This window comes from Rhodothermus profundi (genome assembly GCF_900142415.1).
Classification (GTDB): domain Bacteria; phylum Bacteroidota; class Rhodothermia; order Rhodothermales; family Rhodothermaceae; genus Rhodothermus; species Rhodothermus profundi.
In genome coordinates, this window is record NZ_FRAU01000004.1 from 245581 (window position 1) to 272500 (window position 26920).

26 protein-coding genes and 2 rRNA genes (1 of these 28 cut by a window edge) are annotated in these 26920 nt (G+C 58.6%); 13 read left to right on the forward strand and 15 right to left on the reverse strand.

Translation table 11 applies throughout. The features are described from left to right. The first annotated feature begins 62 nt into the window (after positions 1-62). Genes aroQ through BUA15_RS07615 form a run of 3 tightly spaced genes read left to right on the forward strand, consistent with a single transcriptional unit; the run spans position 63 to position 2641 of the window. Complete coding sequence (aroQ, locus tag BUA15_RS07605) at positions 63-506, forward strand: type II 3-dehydroquinate dehydratase (RefSeq protein WP_072715389.1); 444 nt, start codon at positions 63-65, stop codon at positions 504-506. A 2-nt stretch (positions 507-508) separates the two neighbouring features. Then, positions 509-1018: a metal-dependent hydrolase gene (locus BUA15_RS07610; protein ID WP_072715390.1), complete on the forward strand. Its 510-nt coding sequence runs from the start codon at positions 509-511 to the stop codon at positions 1016-1018. A 6-nt stretch (positions 1019-1024) separates the two neighbouring features. Beyond that, a complete protein-coding gene (locus BUA15_RS07615; protein ID WP_072715391.1) occupies positions 1025-2641 on the forward strand; it encodes a lipopolysaccharide biosynthesis protein in 1617 nt (538 codons plus the stop codon). Here the strand turns inward: BUA15_RS07615 and BUA15_RS07620 are convergent. Then, positions 2633-2944, reverse strand: a complete 312-nt coding sequence (locus BUA15_RS07620; RefSeq protein WP_072715392.1) for a hypothetical protein — start codon at positions 2942-2944, stop codon at positions 2633-2635. The two genes, BUA15_RS07615 and BUA15_RS07620, sit on opposite strands and share 9 nt — an antisense overlap. A gap of 307 nt (positions 2945-3251) precedes the next feature. On the opposite strand from BUA15_RS07620, the gene BUA15_RS07625 reads away from it, so the two are divergent. After that, positions 3252-5333 (forward strand): T9SS type A sorting domain-containing protein, encoded by a 2082-nt coding sequence (locus BUA15_RS07625; RefSeq protein ID WP_245771966.1) that lies wholly within the window; start codon positions 3252-3254, stop codon positions 5331-5333. Between the two features lie 442 nt (positions 5334-5775). On the opposite strand, the gene BUA15_RS07630 is transcribed toward BUA15_RS07625, so the two are convergent. Next, positions 5776-6036, reverse strand: coding sequence for an aldo/keto reductase (locus BUA15_RS07630; protein ID WP_072715394.1), 261 nt, complete (start codon positions 6034-6036; stop codon positions 5776-5778). Positions 6037-6249: 213 nt separating this feature from the next. Here BUA15_RS07630 and BUA15_RS07635 point away from each other — a divergent pair, with 213 nt between their 5' ends. Together BUA15_RS07635 and BUA15_RS07640 are read left to right on the forward strand one after the other, a co-directional pair. Further along, the gene (locus tag BUA15_RS07635) at positions 6250-6678 is read left to right on the forward strand and encodes an isoprenoid biosynthesis enzyme family protein (RefSeq protein WP_245771967.1); all 429 of its coding nucleotides are present in this window, start codon (positions 6250-6252) and stop codon (positions 6676-6678) included. 8 nt (positions 6679-6686) lie between these two features. Beyond that, positions 6687-7238: a YqgE/AlgH family protein gene (locus BUA15_RS07640; RefSeq protein WP_072715395.1), complete on the forward strand. Its 552-nt coding sequence runs from the start codon at positions 6687-6689 to the stop codon at positions 7236-7238. A 10-nt stretch (positions 7239-7248) separates the two neighbouring features. Here BUA15_RS07640 and BUA15_RS07645 read toward each other — a convergent pair whose 3' ends face one another. Next, positions 7249-8355 carry a PAS domain-containing protein gene (locus BUA15_RS07645; protein ID WP_245771968.1) on the reverse strand — a complete coding sequence of 369 codons (1107 nt, stop codon included), beginning with the start codon at positions 8353-8355 and terminating at the stop codon, positions 7249-7251. A 217-nt stretch (positions 8356-8572) separates the two neighbouring features. Between BUA15_RS07645 and BUA15_RS07650 the strand changes: the two genes are divergently transcribed. Then, positions 8573-9934 carry a nicotinate phosphoribosyltransferase gene (locus tag BUA15_RS07650; protein ID WP_072715396.1) on the forward strand — a complete coding sequence of 454 codons (1362 nt, stop codon included), beginning with the start codon at positions 8573-8575 and terminating at the stop codon, positions 9932-9934. Here the strand turns inward: BUA15_RS07650 and BUA15_RS07655 are convergent, their stop codons facing one another. Genes BUA15_RS07655 through BUA15_RS07665 form a run of 3 tightly spaced genes read right to left on the reverse strand, consistent with a single transcriptional unit; the run spans position 9935 to position 11706 of the window. Next, positions 9935-10636, reverse strand: coding sequence for an SDR family oxidoreductase (locus BUA15_RS07655; protein WP_072715397.1), 702 nt, complete (start codon positions 10634-10636; stop codon positions 9935-9937). Positions 10637-10640: 4 nt separating this feature from the next. After that, the gene (folE, locus tag BUA15_RS07660; RefSeq protein ID WP_072715398.1) at positions 10641-11303 is read right to left on the reverse strand and encodes a GTP cyclohydrolase I FolE; all 663 of its coding nucleotides are present in this window, start codon (positions 11301-11303) and stop codon (positions 10641-10643) included. Beyond that, positions 11290-11706, reverse strand: coding sequence for a 6-carboxytetrahydropterin synthase (locus BUA15_RS07665; RefSeq protein ID WP_072715399.1), 417 nt, complete (start codon positions 11704-11706; stop codon positions 11290-11292). Before BUA15_RS07665 ends, folE begins: the two co-directional genes overlap by 14 nt. A gap of 161 nt (positions 11707-11867) precedes the next feature. Between BUA15_RS07665 and BUA15_RS07670 the strand changes: the two genes are divergently transcribed. The 3 genes from BUA15_RS07670 (at position 11868) to coaE (ending at position 14963) form a co-directional block, all read left to right on the forward strand. Continuing rightward, entirely contained in the window at positions 11868-12215 is a 348-nt protein-coding gene (locus BUA15_RS07670; protein ID WP_072715400.1) for a histidine triad nucleotide-binding protein, read from the forward strand. Between the two features lie 145 nt (positions 12216-12360). Next, a complete protein-coding gene (locus tag BUA15_RS07675) occupies positions 12361-14355 on the forward strand; it encodes a hypothetical protein (RefSeq protein WP_072715401.1) in 1995 nt (664 codons plus the stop codon). Continuing rightward, positions 14343-14963 (forward strand): dephospho-CoA kinase, encoded by a 621-nt coding sequence (coaE, locus tag BUA15_RS07680; protein ID WP_072715402.1) that lies wholly within the window; start codon positions 14343-14345, stop codon positions 14961-14963. The genes BUA15_RS07675 and coaE overlap by 13 nt, the downstream gene beginning before the upstream one ends. A 20-nt stretch (positions 14964-14983) precedes the next feature. Here coaE and BUA15_RS07685 read toward each other — a convergent pair whose 3' ends face one another. Next, on the reverse strand, positions 14984-15841 hold the full coding sequence (locus BUA15_RS07685) for a sulfurtransferase (RefSeq protein WP_072715403.1): 858 nt from the start codon (positions 15839-15841) through the stop codon (positions 14984-14986). Positions 15842-15899: 58 nt separating this feature from the next. Between BUA15_RS07685 and BUA15_RS07690 the strand changes: the two genes are divergently transcribed. Continuing rightward, positions 15900-16349 carry a hypothetical protein gene (locus BUA15_RS07690; protein ID WP_072715404.1) on the forward strand — a complete coding sequence of 150 codons (450 nt, stop codon included), beginning with the start codon at positions 15900-15902 and terminating at the stop codon, positions 16347-16349. A 12-nt stretch (positions 16350-16361) separates the two neighbouring features. On the opposite strand, the gene pdxH is transcribed toward BUA15_RS07690, so the two are convergent. Further along, positions 16362-17003: a pyridoxamine 5'-phosphate oxidase gene (pdxH, locus tag BUA15_RS07695; protein ID WP_072715475.1), complete on the reverse strand. Its 642-nt coding sequence runs from the start codon at positions 17001-17003 to the stop codon at positions 16362-16364. Between the two features lie 65 nt (positions 17004-17068). Beyond that, positions 17069-19147 carry a PAS domain-containing sensor histidine kinase gene (locus BUA15_RS07700; protein WP_072715405.1) on the reverse strand — a complete coding sequence of 693 codons (2079 nt, stop codon included), beginning with the start codon at positions 19145-19147 and terminating at the stop codon, positions 17069-17071. Positions 19148-19270: 123 nt separating this feature from the next. Between BUA15_RS07700 and BUA15_RS13515 the strand changes: the two genes are divergently transcribed. Together BUA15_RS13515 and BUA15_RS07710 are read left to right on the forward strand one after the other, a co-directional pair. Next, positions 19271-19705: a PLP-dependent transferase gene (locus BUA15_RS13515; RefSeq protein ID WP_245771978.1), complete on the forward strand. Its 435-nt coding sequence runs from the start codon at positions 19271-19273 to the stop codon at positions 19703-19705. 669 nt (positions 19706-20374) lie between these two features. After that, positions 20375-21247 carry a proline dehydrogenase family protein gene (locus BUA15_RS07710; protein ID WP_072715406.1) on the forward strand — a complete coding sequence of 291 codons (873 nt, stop codon included), beginning with the start codon at positions 20375-20377 and terminating at the stop codon, positions 21245-21247. Between the two features lies 1 nt (position 21248). Here the strand turns inward: BUA15_RS07710 and BUA15_RS07715 are convergent, their stop codons facing one another. From BUA15_RS07715 to BUA15_RS07740, 6 genes are all read right to left on the reverse strand, one after another. Beyond that, positions 21249-21824 carry a LysM peptidoglycan-binding domain-containing protein gene (locus BUA15_RS07715; RefSeq protein WP_072715407.1) on the reverse strand — a complete coding sequence of 192 codons (576 nt, stop codon included), beginning with the start codon at positions 21822-21824 and terminating at the stop codon, positions 21249-21251. Continuing rightward, positions 21821-22825 carry a thioredoxin-disulfide reductase gene (gene trxB / locus BUA15_RS07720; protein WP_072715408.1) on the reverse strand — a complete coding sequence of 335 codons (1005 nt, stop codon included), beginning with the start codon at positions 22823-22825 and terminating at the stop codon, positions 21821-21823. The genes BUA15_RS07715 and trxB overlap by 4 nt, the downstream gene beginning before the upstream one ends. Before the next feature lie 31 nt (positions 22826-22856). Further along, positions 22857-23204, reverse strand: a complete 348-nt coding sequence (gene trxA / locus BUA15_RS07725) for a thioredoxin (protein ID WP_072715409.1) — start codon at positions 23202-23204, stop codon at positions 22857-22859. Between the two features lie 73 nt (positions 23205-23277). Continuing rightward, positions 23278-25551, reverse strand: a complete 2274-nt coding sequence (gene purL, locus BUA15_RS07730; protein ID WP_072715410.1) for a phosphoribosylformylglycinamidine synthase subunit PurL — start codon at positions 25549-25551, stop codon at positions 23278-23280. 155 nt (positions 25552-25706) lie between these two features. Continuing rightward, positions 25707-25820, reverse strand: a 5S ribosomal RNA gene (gene rrf, locus BUA15_RS07735). Positions 25821-25932: 112 nt separating this feature from the next. Next, positions 25933-26920, reverse strand: a 23S ribosomal RNA gene (locus tag BUA15_RS07740); it runs 1976 nt beyond the window's last position.

Consider the following 26920-nt stretch of genomic DNA (forward strand, 5'->3'; position numbering starts at 1 on the left):
GCAGGGTGTTGTATCTTCCGGCGAACCTGCATTCCTTTGACGCCAAACAGAATGATTCTGCCATGAAAATCCTTGTGCTCAATGGGCCCAACCTGAACCTGCTGGGCAAACGCGAGCCCGCTATCTACGGACGGATCACGCTGCAGCAACTTGAGAAAATGCTTCGGGAAGCGTTTCCGGACATAACCCTGGAATTTGTGCAGAGCAACCACGAAGGCGAACTGATCGACCAGCTCCACCGCGCCGAAACGGAACACTTCGACGGCGTGGTTTTCAATCCCGGAGGCTATACCCATACGTCGGTAGCCATCCGCGATGCCGTAGCAGCCATCTCGGTGCCCGTCGTGGAAGTGCATCTGTCAAACCTGCATGCCCGGGAATCTTTTCGGCAACACTCGCTCACGGCAGCCGTATCTGAAGGTCAGATCGTCGGCCTGGGCGCTATGGGCTACCGGCTGGCGATTCTGTATCTTGTAGAACGCGCGCGCCAGAAGCAAAAACGCTAACCGTGGCAAACTATCGAGGACATCTGGCCGGGGCCACGGCCTTCTTTGCCGTGTACCTGGCCGGATTGTTCTATGTCTTTTCGGTTGACGCGGCGTACACCCGCTTTACCCTGCTCGAGCTGGTGGCTTATCCACTGGCGCTTTTCGGTCTCTGCCTGATGTTTGCCCTCTGGCCCGACGTCGACACCAACTCGCTGGGCCAGACGCTTTTTTACTGGATTTTCTTTCTGGTCGATGTCGTGCTTATCGCTACCCGCCACTTCGAGGAAGCAGCCTACCTCGGTCTTTTTGCCATTCTGCCCATCCTGGGCAAACACCGCGGCTGGACCCATACCTGGTGGGCCATGCTCCTCATCCCTTCTCCGCTGCTCCTGCTGCCCTATTTGTTCTTTCCGGAGCGTCCTTTCTCCGGGTTACCTTTCTACGGAGCGGCTGTCGTAGGATACCTGAGCCATTTGGTACTGGACGGCGTACTGTTTCGCCTGCGCCGGCGTCGTCGCGCTTACCGGTAGCCCGCTATGCCTGCAGGACGTTTGCGCCAACTTGTTTCCGAAACCGCCATCTACGGGCTGTCTTCCATTCTGGCCCGGCTGTTCAACTTTTTACTTTTCCCGTTTTACTCCCATGTCTTCTCGCCCGATGCTTACGGTGTCATTTCCATTGTCTATACAGCTTTTCTCTTTTTCAACATTGTCTATCAGTACGGCATGGAGTCGGCCTACCTGCGTTTTGCCGTACATGCCAGCAAAGATAGACGACGTCGCGTCTTCAGCACGGCCGTCGGCTCCCTTCTGGGCTCTTCGCTTCTGCTCTCTCTGCTGATCGTGCTATTTCCCACTCCTATAGCCACGCTGATTGACCTGGAGGCCCGCTACCGCTGGCTGCTCTACTACATGGCGGTCATTCTGCTGCTCGACACGCTGGCCATTATACCCTTTGCCGAACTCCGCCTCAGCAACCGCGCCTGGCGCTTTGCTTTGATCCGACTGGCCAGCGTGTGCGTTAATCTTGGCCTCAATATCTGGCTGCTGGTCGGCCTGCACTGGGGCGTGGCCGGAGTCTTCATGGCTAATGCCGTGGCGTCGGCCACTACGCTGGCATTGTTAAGCCCGGAGTTCATCCGGTTATGGCGGCCATGGTTCGACAGGCAACTCTGGCGGGATCTGCTGCGCTTTGGATTACCGTTCCTGCCTGGTGGGTTAGGCTACGCTATTACAGATCGCATTAACCTGCTATTTCTGAAACGCATGACGCCGGATCAGGTACGCCAGCTCTACCATGAGCGGCTTGACCTTGCCGCACTCGCTCGTGAAGCCGAACGTGCCGCCCAGGCCGTTCTGGAGCGCGCCGGAGGCATGCTGACGCCCGAAGTGCAGCAGCGCATGACGGAGGCCGCCCAGGCCGTTTATGGCAACCATGTCGTAGGCGTTTACAATGGCGTGCTCAAGTTGGCCATTTTTCTGATGCTGGTCATCCAGATGTTCCGCTTTGCCTGGCAACCTTTTTTCTTGCAGCATGCCCGCGATCCGGATGCCCCCCAGCTTTTCGCACGCGTCTTTTTGCTGCTGACAGCCGCCAGTTTGCTGGTACTGCTGAGCGTCTCGTTCTTTGCGCAGGAAATCGTTCAGCTACCGCTGCCCGGCGGCTATGCCCTCATTAACCCGCGTTACTGGACCGGCTTGTTTATCGTGCCCGTAGCCTTACTAGGCTACCTGTTTCAAGGCTGGTACTATGTGTTTTCAGCAGGCGCCTATTTACGCCATCGCACCTCGCTTTTTATTCCTGCCACCCTGGCCGGGGCCCTTGTTTCGCTGCTCCTCAACGCACTGCTGGTACCCCGGATGGGTATGCTGGGCGCCGCCTGGGCTACTACCCTGGCTTATGCAACCATGGCCCTGACGCTCTGGGGGCTCATCCGAACACATTATGCCGTACCCTATCCCTGGCGCCAGGTGTTCGCCCTGGGAGCCTGGACCCTCCTGATCTTCGGAGCCTGGCAAACGTGGCCTGCGCTTCAACAGCCAGTCGTTGAACTGCTGTTGCTGATGGGCTGGGCTGCCGCCCTTCCCACACTCCGCGTCGTCACGCCAGGCGAACTTCGCGCTCTGTTTGTGCGTTTCCCCCCCTCAGCGTAATCGTTCCCATCGATGCACCCGAAGATGCGTGTACGGAAGTCCCTGCCAGCGATCCAGGTATGGCGTGCCTTCCACTCGCAACCAGAGGGGAGCTTCGGCCGCCACCGCCTGCCGGTCGGCCTCGCGTTCAAAGACCAGCAGATAGTAGTTGCGGGCAGCGGTCTCCAGCACCAGTTCAGCAAATGGAGCCTGTCCCCGTGCCACCACTTCGCCTTCTACGACGATTGGCGGCTGGGCCGGCGGAGACTGGGTCGCACATCCTGCTAGGACAAGCATACCTAGTCCAAAAATGCAATAACGCATGGCAACATGCTCCAAGAATAGATTGTCAGGAACGCTCTGTGATCTTTTCGTAAAAATAAAGTCTTACGTCTCACTCAGACCAGAGGGTTGCCTTATGTACCGACTACTCATTGCATTTGTTTTGTCTTTCAGCGTGGCTGCCTCTGCTCAGCCCCTTCAGCCACTATCTTCTGAAACATCCGCTGACCAGCCTGAAAGTTATATTCTACATGTCACCGACTGGCTTAACCGCCAGCCCGCAGCCCAACGGGCGCTGGCAGACTTTCATCGCCGTAAGGCTTTAGGGCTCTTATCCAGAACACCAACTGTGCTGGCACCTCCCCAGGTAGGCGATCGTCAATCTTTTAAGGTCTACAACTTTGAGACCCAAACGACCGAGCTGCGTGAATTTGAACTGCGCGTTATTGAAGAACGGTTCTATCTGTGGGTCGAGGTTGCTTCGCTTGACAGTGGCTGGGTGACCGATGCCAAACTAGAAGCGCTACGGTCCGCTCTGGCCGATGCCACCCCCACCGGCTCGATTAACCCCAATCAGGGTATTATTGCCAACGTCGAAGATGTTTTTGGCAACCCGCCCAACGTGGATGGCGACGGCAAAACCGATGTGCTGCTGGTCGACATACGGGACGGCTGGGACCCGCAAAGCGGCGGCGGATTTGTTGCTGGTTTTGTCTACAGTGGCGATCTGAGCCCCAGTGGAAATAATCGCGACATTCTGTATCTGGACACCAACCCCTCGCTTTCTACTAACCGGCCTATTCAATCGCTGCTTTCGACGGCCGCGCACGAATACCAACATCTCATTCACTTCAACTATGACATCGACGAAATCTCCTTTGTAAATGAAGGCCTTTCGGAATGGGCCGAAGTGATTAACGGCTATGAGCGTCGCGCCATGCGATATCTGAGCGATGTGGCGCGGTACAACGTTCCGATCTTCCGCTGGTCTCAGGACAACGTAAACGTGCTGGACGACTACGAACGCGCGGGCCTGTTTACCACCTATCTGGAAGACCGCATTGGCTGGCAGGCCGTCGGTGCCATCACGCGCGACGCACAAAGCGGCCTCTCCTCCTATCAAAATGCCCTCGCGCCCCATGGTCTTTCGTTCTACCAGGTCCTGCTGGACTTTCATACAGCCAACTTCCTGAACAACCGAAACGTCAACGCAGCCTACGGCTACAGCCGCACGGACTTTCAGAACGTAGGCGCTATCCCCTCTGTCGTCTACAACGGCCGCATCACTACCCAGACGCCAGACACTACGATCTTGCTGTGGGGAGGCGGCGTGCTTTATCTGGTGTGGCAGTATGTCAAGGACTTACAGGTTACGCTCTCTGGAGCCTCGCTGGCGCTTCGCGCGCTGCGCTACCCTGAAGGGGGCGGCGTTATTGTCGAAGACCTGAATCCTGCTGCCTCTCCGTTCACGTTCTCCGGCTCGCATAACCAGGTCGTGCTCATCGTAACACGCACGTCCACCTCCGCAAGCTCGCAGGTTACCTACAGCGCCACGTGGAGCTCAGACCAGACCTTCACCAGCCAGATTGTGCAGTTCGACAATGGCGAGGTGATGCAGCCGTTCATTCGCTCAAATGGTGTGGAACTGCTCACGCGCTTTGAAAACCCGCAACCAGGCTATACGCTGCTGGGTCGCGTCTTTCTGCCACTTTACTTCTACAGCCAGTTCGGCAACGGTCCGCCTGCTACGGCTCCTCGCGATTTTACGCTAACTGTGCGCGCCGCCCAACCGGACGGCACCCCGGGCGACGTGCTGTTTGAACAGACCTTGAACGATCCGCGTCCCTACCAGGGCGTCACCTCGTTCACCATTTCGTTTGCTGAAATTGACCTGTTCCCTTATGCCACGCAGATCGGTGACTTGCCCGACGTGCTGTTTATCGGCTATCGGGACGCAGGAACGGACACCAACACCATCGTGCTGGCAACGTCCAGCTATACCGTCGAAAATCGCTCCTTCATTGGTCCCCTTCAGGGAAGCTGGCGCGCGCTCTGGGAGACCACCCTCAGCGATGGCACCTCCCTGAACGGCCGCATCATTCCTATCCGGCTGGAGTTTCTGGTAGGTACCCAGCCCGTGCCGGCCGAGCCACTTGCTGAACTGCCCCGCGAACTGGCCCTGGAACCGCCCTATCCTAATCCATTCCGCACCACAGCGCTGCTGCGCTATCATCTGCCGAAAAGTGGTCCGGTGCGGTTGCGCATCTTTGACCTACTGGGGCGGCAGGTGGCTCTCCTGGTGGACGGGCCGCAGCCGGCCGGCACGCATACCGTGCGGCTGGACGTTCGGGGCTGGGCCAGTGGACTGTACCTGTGTGTCCTAGAGACAGACGGCCAGCGACGCATTCAACGCTTGCAGATAGTCCGCTAACGCTCAGCACACGCCTGCCTCGTGCAGCACGCTAGCAGGACAGGGTTCTCCATACCCTGCCCTGCTAGCGTGTTAGCACCGCGGCTAAAGCCGCGGCACTGGTCTGAGCATGCTCCAGCCGCACCAATCATCGATCATATAGACCCGGATAACGCAGCGACCAGTGCGTAATGGCTTGATACAAAGCCCGGCGGGTTCCAGCTATGCGTGCTACGGCCCCCTGTGAGACGGGCTCATCTGGCTTAATGATCGGGCGTGCATCTGTCTCCTGCCTCTGAAGCCTACGCTCGCAGCAGCCCGCCAGGCAGCCAGCAGTCGCATGGGCTGTCATGCCGGTACATGTCCATCTGCCACCCAATGCGCCTGGAGTATCGTGCGCGGGGGCTATGCAGTCGCACAATCACTCGCTCTGAAACAGCGCGCCAGCAACCCATCGACGTGATCAAGAGCTGCCCTCAACCGACCGTATAATGTGCTCGTAGCTGAAATCATAGTGCTGCGGCGCACCCGGCGGATCGTCTTCGAATCGAATACCGCTCCTGGCCTGCAACACGACTTTCTCCCGACGAACAACCCGCCCCTTCAGCAGCGTTCCAAAAACAATCGCTGATTTTCCTCGGCTGTACATGCCGGCATGATCGAACAGATTAATGCCAGCCTCCAGAGCCGCCCAGTACCACAGCAGCTCGCTGACGCACCGCATTCGAGATCGTCTCTGCCTCCCCGGGATCACCTAGATGCATGCATCCATAGGCAAGGCGCGAAACGATACGTCTGCATGTAAGCGATTCATCTGGAAGCTAACGTCTGGAGCCAGAGTAGCGTGCCGCACTGATGAGCGCAATGGTAGTCAGACAGCTTGGCGCTTCAGACAGGATTTCCGATCTTTGCTGCCAAAAACACGATGCGGCTTTTTATGGGACGGATCATTCGGACAGGCGACACGCCAGCCAAGCGTCGCCATCAACACCTGCGTTCCTGCGCCGAGGTGCTGCATTTGCTGGCTCGGCGCTCTCATTTCGATGCCGAAGCCCGTGACATGGTTGCTTTCTTTGTGTTTAACCTTCGAGGCATCGCTGAAACGATCGAGGAAAGCGCCCAAGCCTGGGAAAACCGCGGCTACTGGCGCAAAGCCGAATCCTTGCGCGAAAACTGGCGTTGGACCCGCAGGGCTGCCGATGAGCTGGAGCGGCTGATTCGCGAGCATCGCTGGGATGCCGTTCCTTCTGTTTTACTTCGCCTGATGCCCCACTTTCAACATATTACGGTGGCCACGATTACCCGCAACGCCGACTGGTGGTGCGGTGCCCTTAAAGCGCTGCTGCGTTCCACAACCGCCTCGTAGCCGAACTCATGGAGTCGCTGACGCTGCGTCCAGGAATTTTGCTAATTGCACCTCCAATGTTGGAGGATCCGAACTTCTGGCGCACCGTAGTATTGCTCTGCGCACATGGAGAAGACGGCAGTTTTGGTTTAATCCTGAATCGCCCCACCACGCTGACGCTGCGCGAAGTGCTGGACGTACCGGTCTCATATCCGCTCTTTATGGGCGGCCCTGTTCAACCTGAAACGCTGCATATCCTCCACCGGCTCGGCGACGAAATTCCTGAGGCGCAGCCTGTAGTCGATGGCGTCTACTGGGGCGGTGAGGTAGAAGCGCTCATGGACCGACTACGCACGAATCCGCCCGAACTTGATGAGATACGCTTCTTTCTGGGTTATGCCGGATGGGCGCCTGGCCAGCTCGAAGCCGAATACGAGGCCAGCGGTTGGATTCTGGCGCCAGCCCATGCAGTCAATGTGTTCAAAGACATGCCCGAGCAGCTCTGGCGCACCGTACTGCGCCGCCTGGGTGGCGAATATGCCCTCCTGTCTAACTTTCCAGACGATCCTCGTCTGAACTGAGCAGCTTTCGTCAGCTCACCGTAAGCTCACTTGAAACAGGTTGCAGTACAATCAACACCGCATCGGGGAGGGGTTCTGCCAGTAGCTGGATGTGTACCTGGTACGTCTGCACCGCGCTGGCTTCATCTCCAAGCTGCCGGATACCTTTCCAGGTACCGCCTTGCAGTTCAAGCCACGAAATCAGCCGGTCAAAGCATGCCCCCGGCATAAGGGCGGCAAACATGCCATTAAGCGGACGTCCCAGGAGCTGGCGGGGCGCGCTTCCCATTAGCACCGTAGCCGCCCGATTGGCATATACTACGTGTCCCGTCCGGTCGGCCACCAGCACGGCTGCGTCAAGCGTCGCCAGAATAACCTCGGACAGCGCTGCCGTCTGGTGGTCCCTTGCAATTTCCCCTCGTTCGGTCGCTGTCAAAGGACGCAAAAGCACCAACCGGCAGGAATCCTCCTCGCATGAAACAAGCTGCATACGCACCTGGACGGTCTCGGACGCTCCAACAAGCCGACCAAATCCTGGCGTCTCTTCCTGGACAAAAGCCGTAAGCGGCTGTCCAACCAGATGGGTCTCGGCACACTCCAGCAATCGTTGCGCTTCATCGTTGGCCATCAGAATCCGCCCCTCAGCATCCAAGATCAGCAGACCGTCAGGATAATGTCGCAATACAGCCCGGAAACGCGCCTCACTGGCATACAACTCCTGCAGGTACTCTGAGAGGTTGTTCTGCACGCGCTGCCGCTCCCACGCCCGCTGCAGGATGTGCTCTAGGAGAGAAACGCTCACCCTATCCCGAAAGAGGTAATCAGCCGCCCCCATCTGCAACAGATGAGGCCCCAGTACGGCCTCGCTTCGATCAATCAGGGCCACAACTGGAATGTTGATGGCTCGCACCTTGACCTCAGCAAAGGCATCCAGTCCTTGGCAATCAGGCAGATCTAAATCGACCAACATCACGTCTGGCGGGGCCGCCTCAAACTCATGCCAGCAAGCAAGCAGCGCCTGGAGAGAAGGGAACCTTTCATATACTTGCACGCCTACGTCTGGAAGCCAGGCCTCCAGTTGAGCTCCCAGCGCTTCATCGTTACTGATCAACACCAGTCGATTCAGTCCCTGCATCATGCGCGCCGTGTAGCCTTGCAGTCGTTAGTCGGGCAAAGGGCAACAAAAGTGCCGTTCCGTCGGGTTTTTCGTAAAAATGACACAAACACAGAATCTCAGGCCCCCACGCTGTGGAACCCAACAAAACAAAGCCTCTAACAGCATGGGAACCTGCGGGTGCTGTATCTTCTGTTTCTGCGAAGGGCCGTAGGCTTGAAGAAAAATTTTCCTTTTGCCCATGAGCTGGGTAACCGACGAAAACGCCGCGCTGTTTACCGATCTGTATGAACTGACCATGCTCCAGGCCTACTATCGGGAAGGCCTGGACACGGCCGTAGCAACATTCGATCTGTTCGTGCGCCAGATGCCCGGGCGCAATTATCTGCTGGCCTGCGGACTGGACACCGTTCTCCACTATCTGGAAACGTTGCACTTTTCGCAGGAAGCACTTGATTATCTGGCTTCACTGGGCCGCTTTGACGCCGACTTCCTGGAATATCTGGCGCGATTCCGCTTTACAGGAGACGTATATGCCATACCTGAAGGGACTCCTGTCTTTGCCGGCGAACCGCTGCTCCAGGTAGTTGCGCCTATCGGTCAGGCCCAGCTTATTGAAACATTTGTGCTCAACCAGATCACCTTTCAGACAGGCATTGCCTCAAAAGCCAGTCGCGTTGTAACAGCCGCGCAGGGCCGTCTTGTCGCAGACTTCGGCGCCCGTCGGATGCACGGCGCAGACGCAGCGCTAAAGGCCGTCCGCGCTTACTACATTGCCGGCATCCAGGCAACCTCGCTGGTCCTGGGCGGACAACTCTACGGCATGCCAGTCACCGGTACCATGGCGCATAGTTATGTGGAAGCCCACCCCACCGAAGAAGATGCCTTTCGCGCCTTTGCCGGACTCTATCCAGGGACAACGCTGCTGGTGGACACCTACGACACCCTGGAGGGCGTCCGTAAAGTCATTGCGCTCTGCAAAGAAGCAGGTGATCAGTTTCAGATTGGCGCTATTCGGCTCGACTCAGGAGATCTGGCCACCCTGGCCCGAGAAGCGCGACGCATGTTAGATGAAGCGGGTCTGGCGCACATTAAAATCTTTGCTAGCGGCAGTCTCGACGAATACCGAATCGCTGAGCTGCTGGCGCAGGGTGCCCCTATCGACGGCTTTGGCGTGGGCACGCGCATGGGCACCATCAGCGACCGTCCCTATCTTGACAGCGCCTACAAGCTGAGTGAGTTTGAGGGGGAAGGCCGCATGAAACTCTCCCTGAAGAAGGCTAACCTGCCGGGCCGCAAACAGGTCTTTCGGTTCTACGACGAAAACGGATACGCTGCCTACGACGTGATTGCCTGCCATGATGAGCAGCTAGAAGGGGGCGAGCCGCTGCTGCGCTGCGTGATGCGCGGCGGCCAGCGTACCGAAGCCGGACAGGATACGCTGGCGGCAGCACGGGAACGCGCCCGCCAGGGGTTGGCCCGTCTTCCTGAACGACTGCTGATGCTCGAAGAAGCCGTCCCCCCCTACCCTGTACGGATCAGTGAGCGGCTGCAAGCTCTGGGCGAGGCTGTTCGCCAACGCTTAATGCATCAGGAGACCTGATCAAATATCTCCTTCCTGAGGGCGCAGAATAATTTCTTCAGCCACCGTGCGGGCCGACAGGTGGTGGAGGGCTCGTACGGTCTGCGCAATATCTTCGGCCGGCATGAAGCGTTCCTCAGGCAGCGCTACGCCTTCCCAGCTCGGCGTGTGCGTCGCACCGGGAAGCAGTACCGTTACCCGAATGCCCAGCGTCCGCGTCTCCTCACGCACCACCCGGGCCAGTCCCAGCAGCCCATGCTTGGCGGCACAATAGGCCACGCTGCCTGGATAGGCCCGAAGCGAAGCCACCGATCCCATAAAGAAAATATGCCCCCGCCGCCGGGCGATCATGGACTCCAGAAAGGCCTGCGTCACCAGGAAAGCACTGGTTAAGTTGACTTCAAGCTGAGCCCGAAACGTGTCTACCGACGTATCCCGCAGCGGGGCTGGCTGAAATTGTCCAGCGTTATTTACCAGCACGTCGGGCGCTCCCCAGCGGTCAAGTACCTGACGCGCCATCGCAGCAACAGCCGCTTCATCGGTCACATCGCACGGAAGCACCAGGGTTTCGGCTCCCCGCGCCCGACAATCAGCGGCTACTGCCTCCAGTTTTTGTAATCGACGGGCTACCAGTACCAAACGCGCCTGCGGCTCTTCGGCAAATGCCCGGGCAATAGCCGCCCCAATCCCCTGACTGGCACCGGTAACAACAACCACAGGCACGGCCCTATCCTCCGTTGATCAGCCGCATGAACTCAGCCCGCGTAGCTTCCTTTAAAAACTCTCCGCTCATAGCGCTGGTGGTCGTAACAGCGTGTTGCTTTTCCACTCCGCGCATCATCATGCACAGGTGCTGCGCTTCGATCACTACCGCCACCCCTAACGGTTGCAGCACTTCTTCCAGCGCATCCCGAATCTGAATCGTCAACCGTTCCTGGACCTGTAGTCGCCGGGCAAAAACATCCACCACGCGAGGAATCTTACTCAACCCAACAATCTTTCGGTTCGGAATATACGCCACATGGGCCTTGCCGAAAAACGGCAATAAATGATGTTCACAGAGCGAGTAAATCTGTATATCCCGCACCAGAATCATTTCACTGTAATCCTCCTCGAACAGAGCCGATTCCAGAATGGCTCGCGGGTCCTGGTGATACCCCTGCGTTAGATACTGAAATGCCAGTGCCACCCGCTCTGGCGTACGCTGCAATCCCTCACGGTCCGGATCTTCACCGAGCCAGCGCAAAATCTCCCGCACATGTTGCTGAATCGCCTCGGTTACCTCCGGGGCATACCGATCGATCCGTTCGTAACGTCCAACCGGATAGTCATCCAGATCCAGGGAAGCCGTTGCTGTGGTCAGCACCCGAGCCGATTTATTCTTCGCCATAGTACTCCACGTAATTATGCTCCGTCTCATAAAGCCGAACGCAGTGCAAACGCCCCTTCGGAAGCGCGCTTTCTAACTCTCGCCAGATCGCAATAGCTAGGTTTTCCGTAGTCGGGATCACTCCCTGCAAAAAGTCAACGTCCAAATTCAGATTCTTGTGATCCAACTTCTTCAAAATGCACGTCTCCAGAATTTCCTTTAAATGAGAAAGGTTCAGCACAAAGCCGGTTTCCGGATCGGGCTCTCCTGCTACCGTGACCTCCAACACATAGTTATGCCCATGCCAGTTTGGATGATTGCAGAGCCCGAAGGTCTTCTGGTTCCACGCCTCCGATCGGGCCGGATTATGCAGGCGGTGCGCCGCACTAAACCGAACGCGACGGGTCACATAAACTGTTGGCATCCTCCGACCACTGGATTGTCTCAGGATCGCTAGCCACAAACGTGTGGCCAGCAGGCGCGTTCCTGTTTGCCCATCCAGTTGCCCATCTGTTGCAGGCAGAAAAGCCTGCCATACCCTATATTTTGAAAGCAATCGGTAGCCTCTCAACCATTCGATAAGCTATGGCGGAGAAGACGCTGTTTCAGCGCATCATGGACGGCGAACTGCCGGGCGATATCGTCTATGAAGACGAACAGTGCATTGTGCTGCGCGATATCAACCCACAAGCCCCGGTGCATCTACTCATTATTCCTCGCAAGCCCATCCCTTCCCTTAACGAAATCACCGAAGAAGACGCAACGCTTGTCGGGCACCTGTTTGTAGTGGCCCGTCAAATGGCCGAGCGCGAGGGCATTGCTCGCACCGGATACCGCACGGTGTTCAACACAGGGCCAGACGCCCAGCAATCTGTCTACCACCTGCATTTGCATCTGCTGGGCGGCCGCAAGTTCACCTGGCCGCCTGGCTAATTAAAGGGCGTTTGCCCCGCCGCAACAATCCACGGACGGCTACAAACCCAGAACCTTCGGGGCGTCTCCAGCGATGCCCTGCATCGCCTGCGCAGCACCGGCGTTCATAGCCAGGTGCAGGAGGGGTTTTTTATATCAACCAGATATGGTTCACCTTACCGGCGCATCGGCGCGGTGGCTAAAGCCGACAGCCGGCCTTCTGTGGCTGATGCTGCTCGGCCAGATGGCAGCCGCTCAGTCGGTCTGGACGGTCCAGACAGGCTTCGTGCGGGACGTCAGCCGTTACCGTTGGACAGCCGGGCTACATCTTATGCCTGTGGTGGGAAGCTGGCGGTTAACCTGGCAACAACGCTTTGTAAGCGATGCGTTTCTCTATGGGGCCGGCCAGTTGGACTTCCGGGACGAATCCTGGGCAAACTGGACGTTCACGCCAACGGGCAGCTTTGTGCTGCAACCGCGGCTATTCGGTCAAATAGCCTGGTTCAACCAGAGCCGCGTGCTAACGCAACAGGCATTGGCCGGTCTCCGCTACCAGCCTTATGCGGGATTCTGGCTGGAACCTGCGCTGGGATTTGCGCTGGATCAACGTCCTGGCGTCGGTGGCAATGCTCCCCTGACACCGCTGCAAACCGACTATGGCCCGGCGCTTAGCCTACGCCTGGGCTGGCGCCCCTCTACACCAGCCGGCTACACGCTGCGGCTGGAAAGCGGAAGCCTCTTGCAGTATCTGACTCCACGCCGCGGACTCACGGCTTACGTTGACTTCCTGTTTCAACGACAGGTCGATGCGCTCGATTTCCATGTGCAGCTCCGCGGCGCCCGCTTCCGGCGGGATACTTATCAGGCCGTCTCTTTCCTGAACCGGAGCGTCGCTACCCCACCCCAGGCCGTTGAGGCAACCTGGAGCGATACGCTGCAAGGAACTTTTGCGGCGCAGCTATCGCTGCATCCCCATCTGCTGCTACGCGGGCGTCTCAGCGGCCAATGGTTCCGCCGACAGGTGCGCTTTCTACAAACCCCAGAGGACGCCCTCTTCTTTAACACGCGCTTCGACCATCGCCAGCTCGACGGTGCGCTGGCTCTGCTGTACAGCCAGAAGAAACTGCGCCTTGCCATTGAACTGGAAACCGGTGCCGAAGAAGAGGTGCGCACGCTGACGAACCGCGCAACCCTTCCCGCCGCACAGGCCTTTCAGAAAGCCCTCCTGCTTCGCCAGGCGGACTACGCACGCGGCTATCTGACGCTGAGTGGGCAGGGCTGGCTCGAAACCGGACGCCTGACCGTTGGCCTGCGGGCCTACGCTACCATTCTACGCCACGACACGCCTGAAGTCAACCCGGACGACCGTGACGAGCTGCAGCAATTAGCTCGAATTGATCTGCGCCTTCACCTAACTTCAGCGCTAGCGTTAGAGCTTGGATTGGAAGGAAGTCGCTACCATCTGGTTTATCTGAATGCGGTCCGGTCTGCCGAAAATTACGTGCAGCGTACCCTCCGGCTGCAACCCCGCCTGCACTGGACCCCCTCAGCAACCACCCGGCTGTCCCTGCAAGGTGAAGTGCGCGCCGCCTATACGGTAGACGACTTTGTCTTGCCAGGCCGGCAACGTCAGGATCAGGCCGCCCGAGAACTGAGCTACCGACTTCAGACGGAACAAGCCCTGACGCCCCGGCTTCGCATTCGCCTGGAAGGCGCCTATACCGAACTGCGGCTCGGACGCCTGCTCTGGGACCGGTTTGCGGAGATTCCGTTCGACACGCTGCGCACCTACACCGGCTGGCTTCAGTTGGAAACCCACACAGGGTCTCTGCGCAGCAGCGTAGGGTTCCGTATCTTTCTTCGACGCGACTACATGGCCCGGCTGCTGATCGCCTACACCAATGCCGAAGGCAGTCCGGCTACGGTAAACCGACCGGGGCAGTTGTGGATTGTCCAGCTAGGCCCTACCTGCAGGCTCAACTGGCAACTCGGCCGCACGCTGACCTTTTCTCTGGAGGGCTGGCTGATGCTGCAACGACTGCACCGGCGTCTCTATGGACCGTTACCCGAAGCCTCGGCCGAGCGTATCCGCAAGGCTGCCTGGAATGGCCCGCGCACTCGCATTCCGAACCTGACGTTTTCGCTCACATGGCAACGCTAAAACCGCACTGCGTTCGCACGCTGGGTGTTACAGGTGGTATCGGCAGCGGCAAGAGCACGGTATGCCGCCTGCTGGAAGCACTGGGCGCCCGGGTATTCTATGCCGATGAGGTAGCCAAGCGCCTCATGGTCGAGGATCCCGGACTACGCCACGCCATTGTTGAAGCGTTTGGTCCCCAGAGCTACCAGCCCGACGGTCAGCTCAACCGGGCCTATCTGGCCGCCCGCGTATTTCGCGATCCTGAAGCGCTGCGCCAACTGAACGCGCTGGTTCACCCACGTGTGCTGGCTGCTTTTAAGCAAGCATGTGAGCAAGCGGCACGTGAGCGCGTGCCGCTGCTGGTACTGGAGGCTGCCCTGCTGTTTGAATCAGGTGCTGACCAGCTTGTTGATCATGTGCTCGTAGTGGACGCGCCCGAAGGCGAGCGGATTCGGCGGGTAGTAGCGCGCGATGGCATGGCTCCCGAGCAGGTGCGCGCCCGCATGCGCCACCAGCTTCCTCCGGAAGTGCTCCGTCAGCGCGCCGACTTTGTCATTGAAAATACCGGCTCTTTAGAGGCGCTTCGCCAACAGGTGGCCGCGCTTTACCGACAGCTCACTGCTACCTAAAGTGGCGCGTGCATTTGCGTTCAGGGCCGGGGACCACGGGCTACAGGACGCTGCGGATCGGTAATCCACTCACTCCAGGAACCCACATACAGTCGGGCACCCGGCAGGCCAGCGTGTGCCAAAGCCAGCAGATTGTGCGCGGCTGTCACACCGGAGCCACAGTAGCAGATCACCCGCTCAGGCGGTACGTTTCCCAGCAACGCCATAAACCGCTGCCGCAACGCCGCTGGCGGGCGAAACGTGCCTTCAGACGTCAGGTTCTCCGTAAACGGGGCGTTTACAGCGCCCGGGATATGGCCCGCCACTGGATCTATCGGTTCCTGCTCGCCCCGGTAGCGCTCTGGCGCCCGTGCATCCAACAACCGCCACGCGGGATCCTGAAGCCGCTGCATCACCTCCTCGGCCGTTACCACCCATTCCGAGCGCACCTGCGGCTTAAAGGTCCGAGCCGTCCGCCGCTCCACTCCCTTACGCACCGGGCGTCCCTCTTGCACCCAACGCGGCCATCCTCCGTCAAGCACCGCCACCGCCTCGTGTCCGAGCCAGCCCAGCAACCACCAGAGCCGCGCCGCAAAAGCCCCGCCTGCATCGTCGTAGGCCACCACCTGCGTGCGGGCGTCAATGCCCCAGGCTCCTAGCTTCTGGGCCAACTGGTCTGGATCAGGCAACGGATGCCGACCAGTCTGGCCGGGCACAACCGGCCCCGAGAGGTCTGCGTCCAGATGCGCATAAACAGCTCCAGGAATATGCGCTTCTAGATAGGCCTGCCGTCCATATGCCGGATCGTTCAACGAAAACCGGCAGTCCACCACGACCCAATCCGGATCGTCAAGGTGCGTCTGAAGCGTTTCAGGATCAACCAGGGTTGTATATGCCATGAGCTGCGTTTGTATCTTTCATTCAGGTCTTTTCAAGAATATCCAAAGTCAAGGCAACATGTCTGCGTTGCACCTGGCGTGCTTTGCCGTGATGTTGCTGCCTGTCCGTCTGGTCTATGCGCAACCTCTTATCGATACCCTGTTTGTCTGGCAGGGTTATCGGCAAGAAGGTCGCTGCCGCGTGCAGCTTTACCGCACGCCTCCGGGTACCGACCGTTCCTATGTGGTTGTCCTTCAGGAACTGGCTGAAAACGCAGGGCCGTCCACTATAGCCGATGCCCGCTATCTGGCGGAGCGCCTGAGTCGTCAGTTTGGCTTTAATCCAACGCAGGCCTACTGGGTCTTCCACTGGGGCGCCTTCAGCTTTCGGGGTGCTCGGGCTTCCGCTAAAGAACTCTTCCTCCGGGCCACGTTCAGCCGTTCGAGCAGCGGCCGACTGAGCGCGCCACGCTGGCAGGTCATCACCCGCGCTGACGTAGAGCGCCTCACCGATCGACAATTTCACTGAGCAGGCGGCCTCTTACGGCGCCAGTCGTTCCCGCACCCATCCCTGCTCCGTGCGCCGATAGCGCAACCGATCGTGCAAACGCCCCGGTCGTCCCTGCCAGAATTCAATTACTTCGGGCACTACGCGAAACCCACCCCAGTAAGGAGGGCGAGGTACCTCACGGCCATCGAACTGCTGCGCCAGTTCCGCTACCCGCTGCTCCAGCACATTGCGATTGGGAATCACCTGGCTCTGGGGCGAAGCCCAGGCCCCGAGCTGACTTTCGCGCGGTCGCGTCTGAAAGTAGGCATCGGCCTCTTCATCCGGGAGTTTCTCCACGCACCCTTCAATCCGAACCTGTCGCATCAGCTCCGCCCACCAGAAGACCAGCGCGGCCCGGGGATTTTCAGTCAACTCCTGTCCTTTACGGCTTTCATAGTTTGTATAAAAGACAAACCCGGCCTCATCAAAGTCTTTGAGCAGCATTACGCGAGCCGAGGGGCGCCCCGATGCATCCGCGGTAGCCAGCACCATAGCATTCGGATCGGTAAGTTCGGCGCGACGCGCCTCTTCAAACCAGCGCCGAAAAAGCGTTAGCGGGTCATCAGGTGCCTGCGCCTCGTCCAGAGGTTGGCCCGCATATTCACGGCGCAGACGGGCAATTTCCGGATTCATAACTACCTGAGCAGAGCCTTCCGGAAGCAAAAACACCGTTTTCAAAATAACGTCCCTAGCCGATCTCAGTCGTTTGACTTTGTTGAATTCGCCGCAGCCGAAGGCGACTCTGAGCGCGTTCCGTTGGTCAAACGGAGCGGGAGCCAGACGGTAAATGTGCTGCCTTTGCCTTTTTCACTGGTAACCTCAATGCGTCCCCCCATCATCTCGATCAGCCGATGCGTAATGGCCAGCCCCAGTCCACTTCCCCGATGGGAACGCGTTAACCCATCGTGCTCCTGACGAAACTCCTCAAAAATGTGCGGTAGAAACGCTGGATCAATGCCGACTCCCGTGTCCTGCACCTGGAGCTGCAACTGATCTCCTCTGGCCGCAAGCGCAACGCGAATCATTCCTTGATCAGTAAACTTGACTGCATTGGAGACCAGATTGATAACGATGCGGTGAAAGCCGTTGCGATCCAGGTAGACCGGCACCGGCTCGTCTGGTACGTCCAGCACGAGCTTAAGCCCTTTGTTTTCAATCATGTTTTGAAAAATGCGAACGCTTTGCCGCACCTCATCGACCGCATCGAACGGCTCCGGAGTAAGCATAAAGGCTCCCGCTTCGATACGCGCCAGATCCAGCAGCGTGTTGAGCGTCTCCAGGAGCCGCCGGCCGCTATCGCGAATCAGACTGGCCAGCTCGCGATGCGGATCGTCCAGTTCTTCTTCGAGCACCTCGGCAAAGCCAATAATCCCAGCCAGGGGCGTGCGAATCTCATGACTGATGTTGCTAAGCAGCGTCGATTTAAGCCGAGCAATTTCTTCAGCCCGCTCTTTAGCTTCCAGAAGCTGCCGTTCGTATTGCTTTCGTTCGGTAATGTCGCGAAGGACTACTTGGAAAGCCGGGCGTCCCTGGTACTGAACGGGCGCGCTAATGAGCTCAACCTCTCGTACCGCCCCATCTGCTCGAATGAGCTGCAATTCTGCAACGGGTAACTGCTGGCCTCGCTGGGTCGCCAGTTCCAGATAGCGCCGAATCGCTTCAGCTTTCTCGGTTTGCAAAAACTGATAGATCGATTTCCCGATTAATTCCTCGGGCTTTGCCAGTCCGGCAAAGGTAGCAGCCGCCGCATTGGCGTAGAGAATGGTTTTGCCGTCGTGCACGACCACTGGTTCAGGAAGCTGCTCCAGAAGCTGCTGATAGCGCCGTTCGCTTTCCTGGAGGGCCTGTTCGGCTTCTTTTCGTTCGGTGATGTCAATCAGTACTCCGTCGAAGTATACCTGCCCATCCTTTTCGACAATACACCGCGCATGGTCCTGCACCCAGATGACCGCGCCATCCAAGCGACGCAACGCCAGTTCAGCGACCGCTTCGCCCTTTTCCCGAAGCCATTCTAGAAATGCCTCTCGCTGTTTGGGGTCAACGTAAAATGTACGGGCATTGGCCTGCAGCAAATCTTCTACTGCATCATATCCGAGCATCCGCGCGATGGCCGTGTTTGCCGCGCGGATGGTACCGTCTGGCGTGCTTCGATAGACACCCACAGGCAGGTGTTCCAGCAGCGTCCGGTAACGCGCTTCGCTGGCCCGAAAGGCGGCCTCAGCTTGTTGCCATTCGGAAATATCCTCCAGAGTTCCTTCCAGCAGATCCTGCTGCGTCCAGATATTCATGCGCGCCCAGAAAACCTCACCGCTGCGCCGCCGAAGCTGGAGACAGTAATTACTGACAGCACCATGTTCCTGAAGCTGAGGGAGCAAATGTTGAAAGTCGGCAGCATCAGCCAGCACCTGTGTGGGCAGATGTATGCCGCGGAGCTGCTCGGGTCGTTCATAGCCCAGCATGCGGGCCAATGCCGGATTAGCGGCCAGCAGATATCCTTCCCGGTCAGCCTGAAAGATACCCTCTAGCGCATGCTCAAAGAAGGCCTGATAGATGGCCAGCACTCTGGCCCGCTGCCTTCCCATGAGCAATACGCCACTCCCCCATGCCGCCATGCCAAGAAGCAGCGCCCCTATGAGCCCCCGGCTTCCCCAGCCCAGCACCAGCGAAGCAGCGGCCAATCCCACGCTTAGCAACGTGCCCCCGAGAAAAACTCCAGCGATCAGCCTGCCCGGCGAAGCGTGAGGGACTTGTTGTGTTGCAGTCAGCCGCCGTCGCATGTTTTTTTAAAGGCTTGACTCTCTATATCTCATGGGATCGGCTTCAATCTATATTCCTTTGAGAAGCAATCAATTATTCTGCGACAAAACATATACCACGATCGGCTTCATCGTGAAACTCTGCTGGCCAGGGCCGGATGCCATCCGGATCCCACAGGCGGTGCCGTCCCCCCTCTCCTCCACCTGCGCCCAACCTTCGAGCGCGCTTTCGATGGAAGCTCTTTGCAGGGCTATGTTTATAGCCGCCACGACAATCTTCCTCGTAACCAACTCGAAGATACGCTGGCATGCCTCGAAGGTGGACAGGCCCGCGCCGCCTTGATCTCGGAAAGGGCGGCCGCTACTGCCCTGCTGCAAGCACTGGAACCCGAAAGCCATGTTTTGATTCCAGACAACATCCACTATGGTGTGCGAAATTTACTTGAAAACCGCATTACAAACCGAGAGATCCGGCATAGCACCGTCAGCTTTACCGATCTGGAAGCTGTTCGAACGGCTTTGGACGACCAATCTGGGCGGAAACACCTTCCAATCTGTTACGAAAGATTACTGATCTAACCGCACGGTCGCACCGGGACTGCGATAGGTGCCCGGTTGGTCGTAGAGAGCGCGTGGCCTCTCCTGCCTTTTCGGCGACCGCTGGAACTGGGAGCAGATCTGGTGCTTCCCTCACTGACAGGCCGCGCTGGCTTTGTGGGAGGTACCTTGATTGTTCGAGAAGCGGACAACTTTTTTGTCCGCTTTCGGATGATTCAGCAAACAGCCGAAGCTGTGCTTACTTCGTTCAACACCTGGTTGCCGCTGCGCATCCTGGCTGTTCGGTTTCGCCGGCCATGCGCCAGCACCTGCCACTTGCACGACCATTCGCGTGTGTCCCACGCGCCTTCTCCAGGCCCTCAAAGCATCCGGAGCATTTGTCCCACAACAAAATGCAGGAGTGCGGCGCCCTGCTCTCATTTAAAGCGGACGGCACCGCCTGGCAGGCCCTCGTTGTCGCGGCATGCACCCGCCTTTTCTACGAGCACCAGACCCGGACGGTATCCAAGGCCTGATTGCGCCCCGTGCTTCCATGGAGTCCCCTTATCCAGCGGCCTCTGGATCTGCTTCGGCTATCAATGGGACGAAAACTTGTTGATGATTTATTGGCAGATCTTTCGCAGGCATTGGAAAATTAGCCACACGGCGTTTTTTTATTTTCGAAAGCGCTTGCAATCCAGTCGAAATGCCATGCCTGTAAAACTTCCTTTCGTGCTGGCGCGCCGTTTTGTTGCGGCAGAATCGCTGGAAGGCACGTTGCCAATCCTGCGGCAACTCTGCGCCGAAGGGCTCTACGTTACGGTAGATCGCCTGGGCGAATATGTCCACGATCGCCAGCAGGCTCTTGCGACGCGCGATGCTTATCTGGGTTTGATAGACGTGCTGGCCAACGAGCGCGACGCGGGCCACCTGCGCGACGCCAACATTTCGCTCAAGCTCTCCTCACTGGGTCAGAAAATCGACCCGGCCTTCTGTCTCGACAATTTGCGTCAGCTTCTTGAAGCGGCTCGTCCGCGCGACGTATTTATTCGCCTTGACATGGAAGGCAGTGATTTGACCGAATCAACCCTGCAAATTTTTGAACAGGTCTATGCCGACTATCCTGATCACGTGGGACCTGTACTTCAGGCTTACCTGAAACGTACTGCGCGCGACGTTGCCCGCATGTGCCAATTGAAAGCCCGCGTGCGCCTCTGCAAAGGCGCTTACAAAGAGCCTCCCGACATTGCCTATCAGGACATGCCCACCATTCGTGCTCGGTTCATTGAATACATGCAGCAACTCCTGCGGGAGGGACGCTATCCAGGCATTGCTACCCATGACGATCTGCTGATCGAGGCTACCCGACGCTTTGCGGCCGCGCACCAGATCAGCAGCGAACGCTTTGAATTTCAGATGCTCTACGGCATTCGTCCGGAGACGCAACGTGCGCTTGTCGCTCAGGGCTACCGAATGCGCGTGTACGTCCCGTACGGCACAGAATGGCTACCTTACTTTTACCGACGGTTGCGCGAGCGTAAAGAAAACGTCTGGTTTGTGGTCAAGCATCTGTTTCGCCGCTGAGCTACCGCACGCGAAGTCGTTGTCCGGGCTGAATGGTGCTGGTGCGCAGCGCGTTCATGCGGCGTAGTTGGGTTACCGATAGTCCGTAGCGTCGCGCAATATCCCAGAGGGTCTCGCCGGGCTGCACCGTATGGTATTGGCCTGCCGGGCTGGACGTTATCTCGACGATTAGCCTGTCGATCACCTCTGTTACCCCGGACAGGCGCCGGACCACCTGCACCATCTGTTGCCGATGCGCTTCGGAAGGGACACTTCCCTGCAGCGTAACGACGCCGTCTTGCGCCTTCACTACAGGCAGGTGGGCACGCAGCGCTGGGGCATTACTCACGGCGAGCAGCACCTGGGTGACCAGCGCCTGATCTTGCAGTCGACGAGCCACTGCCGCCGAGTCAGGCGCTCCAGCAGCATGCGTTTTAGCGGACAGCTCTGGCAGCGGGTCTGGTGCAACCTCCCCGGTCTCCAGCGCAGTGGCCGGAGACGTAAGGTCCTCTCCGACGGCTGAAGGCTTTGGCGAGGCCGTGCAGCCTGCCAGCCATACAAGGCCCAGCCCGATCCAGCAGACTTGCTTTCCCTTCATTCGGCCGCAACCGATGAAGCCGCGGCATGCTCCTGCTCAGCCAGCCAGCGTTCGGCATCCAGCGCGGCCATGCAGCCTGAGCCGGCGGCTGTTACGGCCTGTCGATAGACGCGATCCTGCACATCGCCGCAGGCAAAAACGCCTGGAATGCTGGTATGCGTTGAGCAATTCTTCGTCTTAATGTAGCCCTGCGCGTCCATTTCCAGCCAGCCACGGAAGACCTCCGTGTTAGGCTTGTGTCCGATGGCCACAAAAAGTCCCTTCACCGGCAGATCTGAGATTTCGCCCGTCTTGACATTGCGCAGGCGCACCCCTTCTACCTCATTGGCTCCCAGCACGTCTTCAACTACGGTGTTCCATATAAACGTAATTTTTTCATTTTTGAAGGCGCGCTCCTGCATGATTTTAGAGGCCCGGAGCTGATCTCGCCGATGAATGACATAAACCTTTGAAGCAAACCGAGTCAGGAAAAGCGCCTCTTCCATAGCCGTATCGCCGCCCCCTACAACGGCCACCTCCATACCCCGGAAGAAGGCTCCATCACAGACGGCGCAGGCTGAAACACCGCGTCCGATCAGGCGCTGTTCGTTTTCAAGGCCCAGGTATTTGGCCGATGCACCGGTGGCAATGATGACCGCATCGGCCAGCATGGGAATGCGGTCATCAATGAGCAGGCGGAAGGGCCGTCGGGAGAAATCTACGGCCGTTACCGTGCCGAAGCGCAGATCGGCTCCAAAACGAGCCGCCTGTTGCTCAAAACGCTGCATCAATTCGGGCCCGAGGATACCTTCCGGGAATCCCGGATAGTTTTCCACCTCAGTGGTCATGATTAGTTGCCCTCCGGGTTCAGGGCCCTTCCAGACCACAGGCTCCAGATTGGCTCGTGCGGCATACAGCGCAGCGGTCAGACCGGCGGGTCCGGTTCCGATGATCACGAGCGTGCGGTGTTCGGCCCCCCGGAAATCTACCCCGTCGAAGGCGGACAGATCAGGTTGTGCCATGGTTGCCTGCTGGGTTTCGGCATTTGCGGATTCAAGCCGTTTCGGTCGCCAACAACGCTTCTAATTTTTCGACCAGCACTTTTTTAGGCACCGCCCCGATCAACTGATCGACGACCTGGCCGTTTTTGAAGAACAGCAGCGTAGGAATGGACCGGATGCCATACTGCATAGCAGTTTGCGGGTTATGGTCCACATCCAGCTTTCCTATTTTTGCCCGGCCTTCGTACTCGGCCGCCAGCTCTTCAATGATCGGAGCGATCATCCGGCACGGTCCGCACCAGACCGCCCAGAAGTCGACCAGCACCGGGACGTCTGCCTGCAGCACTTCCTGCTCGAAGTTGTCATCGGTCAGCGTGACGTATTTGACGTTTTCTCCCATGATGACTGCTGTTTTCTATTTGGACAACTAAGGACGTCGGGTTCAACAAGTAGGGTTCCGGGTAGTTTCGAAGCTATACGGTGGGCATCTGGGACGGAATCGCGGTCTCGTAGGGTTCCAGCAACTGGGACCGAGTCAGCGTGAGCACTGGTTGATCTTCCACCCACAGCTCCAGCGACTCGGTGGCGGTCACCGTCCCAATGCATTGTACCTGTACGGTTTCCTTCAACAACCGGGCCACCGCCGCTTCGTGTTCGGGTGCTACCGTAAAGACAATGCGCGATTGCGCTTCGCCGAACAGCAGGGCGTCAAGCCGAACATCCGGTGCGCCAGGCAGCTCTACACGCGCGCCCAGTCCAGGTGAGAAGATCACACATTCTGCCAGGCATACGGCCAGCCCGCCGTCGGCAACGTCATGGGCGCTTCGGACCAGCCCTGCCTCGATCAATGTCAGCAAAGCCTGCTGTACGGCCTTTTCTTCTTCCAGATCTATATGCGGGGCATCCCCTGCCGTGATCCCGTGCACATAGGCTAAGTATTCGGAGCCGCCCAGATCGTTACGGTGGAGCCAGGTGGCAGGCGTCAGCAGGTAGATGCGGTCGCCGGCTTGCTTGAAGTTAGCCGTGGTTGCCTGCGAGACATCCGTGAGCACTCCCAGCATACCAATGGTTGGTGTGGGGAAGATAGCTCCTTCAGGGTTTTCGTTGTAGAACGAGACGTTGCCGCCAGTCACAGGTGTTTTCAGCACGCGACAGGCTTCGCCAATTCCGGCCACGGCCTCTTTGAAGGTCCAGTAGACCTCGGGTTTGTAGGGATTGCCGAAGTTCAGACAGTTTGTAATTGCAACAGGCCGTCCGCCGGCGCAGACGACGTTACGGGCGGCTTCACACACGGCAATTTGACCGCCGCGGCGCGGGTTCAGGTAAACGTAGCGGCCATTGCCGTCTACCTTAACGGCCAACGCTTTACGCGTGCCTTTGATGCGGATGACGGCCGCATCGCTGGGTCCAGGTCCAACCACGGTATTGGTTCGGACCATCGTATCGTACTGTTCAAAGACCCATCGTTTGGAGGCGATATTGGGGCTGCTTAGCAGGTGGAGGAGCGCACTGCCTGCGGTTTCCGGAGTAACGTCTGGCACCGTGCTGAGGTCAAAGGTGCGTGTTTTCTCCAGATAAGCAGGGCGTCGGGCTTCTCGATGGTAGACGGGCGCGCCGCCGCCGAGTACCAGGTGTTCGGCTTCGACGTCGGCTACCAGTTGGCCATGCCAGTAGACGCGGACGTGTCCATCGTCGGTTACCTCCCCGATGCAGGCGGCGTGCAGATCCCATTTACGGAATACGGCTTCCAGCTCGGCGGCTTTTTCCGGTTCGCACACCACCAGCATCCGCTCCTGGCTTTCGGAGAGCATGATCTCATAGGGCGTCATGTCGGCCTCTCGCACCGGTACCCGCTCCAGATAGAGCACCATTCCCGTTTTGCCGCGCGCGCTCATTTCACAGGAGGAGCAGGTCAGGCCGGCGGCGCCCATGTCTTGCATTCCGACGATGAGCCCTTTACGAATGGCTTCCAGGGTAGCTTCGAGGAGCAGTTTTTCGGTAAAGGGATCACCTACCTGGACGCTGGGTCGTTTGGCCTCGCTTTCTTCCGTGATTTCTTCAGAAGCGAAGGTAGCGCCATGGATGCCGTCGCGTCCGGTGGCGGAGCCCACGATGTAGACGAGGTTGCCTTTTCCGCGGGCAGCGGCGGAGACGGTCTGACCGACCCGCACGATTCCCACGCTCATTGCATTGACGAGCGGGTTGCCTTCATAGGAAGGGTCAAAGTAGACCTCTCCGGCAACGGTGGGGACGCCAAACGCATTGCCGTAGTCGGCGATGCCGCGCACCACGCCATCGAACAGATAGCGCACGCGCGGGTTTTCGAGTCGTCCGAACCGGAGGGAGTTCAGGGCGCAGATGGGGCGAGCGCCCATGGTAAAAATGTCGCGGTGGATGCCGCCTACCCCGGTAGCTGCTCCCTGATAGGGTTCGACGGCAGACGGGTGGTTATGGCTTTCAATTTTGAAGGCCACGGCCAGGCCGTCGCCGATGTCCACCAGGCCGGCATTTTCCTCGCCGGCTCCGACCAGCAGGGCAGGACCTTCGCGGGGGAGGGTTTTCAGTACGGCGATGGAGTTTTTGTAGGAGCAGTGTTCGCTCCACATAACGGCATAGATGCCCAGTTCGGTAAAGGTGGGCGTGCGGCCCAGTTTTTCGACGATCCAGCCGTATTCTTCGTCTGTTAGGCCGTGTTGCCGGGCCAGTTCGGGTGTGACTTGAGGTTCGTTAAGCAGCGTTTCAGCCATACATCTGGGGGAGCTTACCCTTTGGGGATGGGGAGAGAACGCGCGAGTTGATTGATCTATCCGGCGTTTGCGGAATTTTTTAAGAGGGGTATGCTAAAAAGAAACGCGCGGACCTGACTGCAATCGCAGGCAGATCCGCGCGTGACATTCAAGGTCCCTGGCACCGACCTACTCTCCCACCCGTTTCGGGCAGTACCATCGGCGCTGCGGGGCTTAACTTCTCTGTTCGGAATGGGAAGAGGTGTTTCCCCCGCGCTATAGGCACCAGAGACCTGGACGCGCCGAAGCGCGTCCCGCAACCTGGTGACATGCGACGCGCCGCAAGGCAGAAGCAAACCGGGCGCGGCTGGAGCGCGCAGGTGCTTGCCTGTAAAAGGGGTAGGGATTAAGTCGCACGGGCGATTAGTACGGCTCGGCTCAACGGGTTACCCCGCTTACACCTGCCGCCTATCGACGTCCTGGTCTCGGACGGCCCGTAGGGGAGGCCTCATCTTGCGGTGGGCTTCGCGCTTAGATGCTTTCAGCGCTTATCCCGTCCGGACATGGCTACCCAGCGGTGCACCTGGCGGCACAACTGGTACACCAGAGGTCCGTCCACCCCGGTCCTCTCGTACTAGGGGCAGCTCCGCTCAAGCCTCCTGCGCCCGCCGCAGATAGGGACCGAACTGTCTCACGACGTTCTGAACCCAGCTCACGTACCGCTTTAATGGGCGAACAGCCCAACCCTTGGGACCTTCTCCAGCCCCAGGATGCGATGAGCCGACATCGAGGTGCCAAACCGGGGCGTCGATGTGAACTCTTGGCCCCGATCAGCCTGTTATCCCCGGCGTACCTTTTATCCTTTGAGCGACGGCCCTTCCATTCGGAACCGCCGGATCACTAGGCCCGGCTTTCGCCCCTGCTCGACTTGTGGGTCTCGCAGTCAAGCCCCCTTATGCCCTTGCACTCTGCGCACGATTACCGACCGTGCTGAGGGGACCTTTGGGAGCCTCCGTTACTCTTTAGGAGGCGACCGCCCCAGTCAAACCACCCACCTGACACTGTCCCCCGACCGGATAACGGCCGTGGGTTAGGCGCCAGCCAGAGCGAGGGCGGTATCTCAAGGGCGGCTCCACCGGAGCTGGCGCCCCGGCTTCACAGCCTCCCGCCTATCCTGCACACGCCCTGGCCGGCGTCAATGCCAGGCTGCAGTAAAGGTGCACGGGGTCTTTCCGTCCCGCGGCGGGTAGCCAGCGTCTTCACTGGCACCACAATTTCACCGAGCCCGTGGCCGAGACAGTGCCCAGGTCGTTACACCATTCGTGCAGGTCGGAACTTACCCGACAAGGAATTTCGCTACCTTAGGACCGTTATAGTTACGGCCGCCGTT

Excerpts from the sequence above, each read along its gene's own strand:
- folE (WP_072715398.1), bottom strand. The coding sequence starts at position 11,303 with ATGGCGAAGAATAAATCGGCTCGGGTGCTGACCACAGCAACGGCTTCC.
- coaE (WP_072715402.1), top strand. The coding sequence starts at position 14,343 with ATGGCAACGCTAAAACCGCACTGCGTTCGCACGCTGGGTGTTACAGGT.
- BUA15_RS07635 (WP_245771967.1), top strand. The coding sequence starts at position 6,250 with ATGGGACGGATCATTCGGACAGGCGACACGCCAGCCAAGCGTCGCCAT.
- BUA15_RS07690 (WP_072715404.1), top strand. The coding sequence starts at position 15,900 with ATGTCTGCGTTGCACCTGGCGTGCTTTGCCGTGATGTTGCTGCCTGTC.
- pdxH (WP_072715475.1), bottom strand. The coding sequence starts at position 17,003 with ATGAATCCGGAAATTGCCCGTCTGCGCCGTGAATATGCGGGCCAACCT.
- BUA15_RS07630 (WP_072715394.1), bottom strand. The coding sequence starts at position 6,036 with ATGCGGTGCGTCAGCGAGCTGCTGTGGTACTGGGCGGCTCTGGAGGCT.
- BUA15_RS07670 (WP_072715400.1), top strand. The coding sequence starts at position 11,868 with ATGGCGGAGAAGACGCTGTTTCAGCGCATCATGGACGGCGAACTGCCG.
- BUA15_RS07675 (WP_072715401.1), top strand. The coding sequence starts at position 12,361 with ATGGTTCACCTTACCGGCGCATCGGCGCGGTGGCTAAAGCCGACAGCC.
- BUA15_RS07640 (WP_072715395.1), top strand. The coding sequence starts at position 6,687 with ATGGAGTCGCTGACGCTGCGTCCAGGAATTTTGCTAATTGCACCTCCA.
- BUA15_RS07700 (WP_072715405.1), bottom strand. The coding sequence starts at position 19,147 with ATGCGACGGCGGCTGACTGCAACACAACAAGTCCCTCACGCTTCGCCG.
- purL (WP_072715410.1), bottom strand. The coding sequence starts at position 25,551 with ATGGCTGAAACGCTGCTTAACGAACCTCAAGTCACACCCGAACTGGCC.
- BUA15_RS07650 (WP_072715396.1), top strand. The coding sequence starts at position 8,573 with ATGAGCTGGGTAACCGACGAAAACGCCGCGCTGTTTACCGATCTGTAT.
- BUA15_RS07620 (WP_072715392.1), bottom strand. The coding sequence starts at position 2,944 with ATGCGTTATTGCATTTTTGGACTAGGTATGCTTGTCCTAGCAGGATGT.
- BUA15_RS07715 (WP_072715407.1), bottom strand. The coding sequence starts at position 21,824 with ATGAAGGGAAAGCAAGTCTGCTGGATCGGGCTGGGCCTTGTATGGCTG.
- aroQ (WP_072715389.1), top strand. The coding sequence starts at position 63 with ATGAAAATCCTTGTGCTCAATGGGCCCAACCTGAACCTGCTGGGCAAA.
- trxB (WP_072715408.1), bottom strand. The coding sequence starts at position 22,825 with ATGGCACAACCTGATCTGTCCGCCTTCGACGGGGTAGATTTCCGGGGG.
- BUA15_RS07615 (WP_072715391.1), top strand. The coding sequence starts at position 1,025 with ATGCCTGCAGGACGTTTGCGCCAACTTGTTTCCGAAACCGCCATCTAC.
- BUA15_RS07665 (WP_072715399.1), bottom strand. The coding sequence starts at position 11,706 with ATGCCAACAGTTTATGTGACCCGTCGCGTTCGGTTTAGTGCGGCGCAC.
- BUA15_RS07645 (WP_245771968.1), bottom strand. The coding sequence starts at position 8,355 with ATGATGCAGGGACTGAATCGACTGGTGTTGATCAGTAACGATGAAGCG.
- BUA15_RS07710 (WP_072715406.1), top strand. The coding sequence starts at position 20,375 with ATGCCTGTAAAACTTCCTTTCGTGCTGGCGCGCCGTTTTGTTGCGGCA.
- trxA (WP_072715409.1), bottom strand. The coding sequence starts at position 23,204 with ATGGGAGAAAACGTCAAATACGTCACGCTGACCGATGACAACTTCGAG.
- BUA15_RS07685 (WP_072715403.1), bottom strand. The coding sequence starts at position 15,841 with ATGGCATATACAACCCTGGTTGATCCTGAAACGCTTCAGACGCACCTT.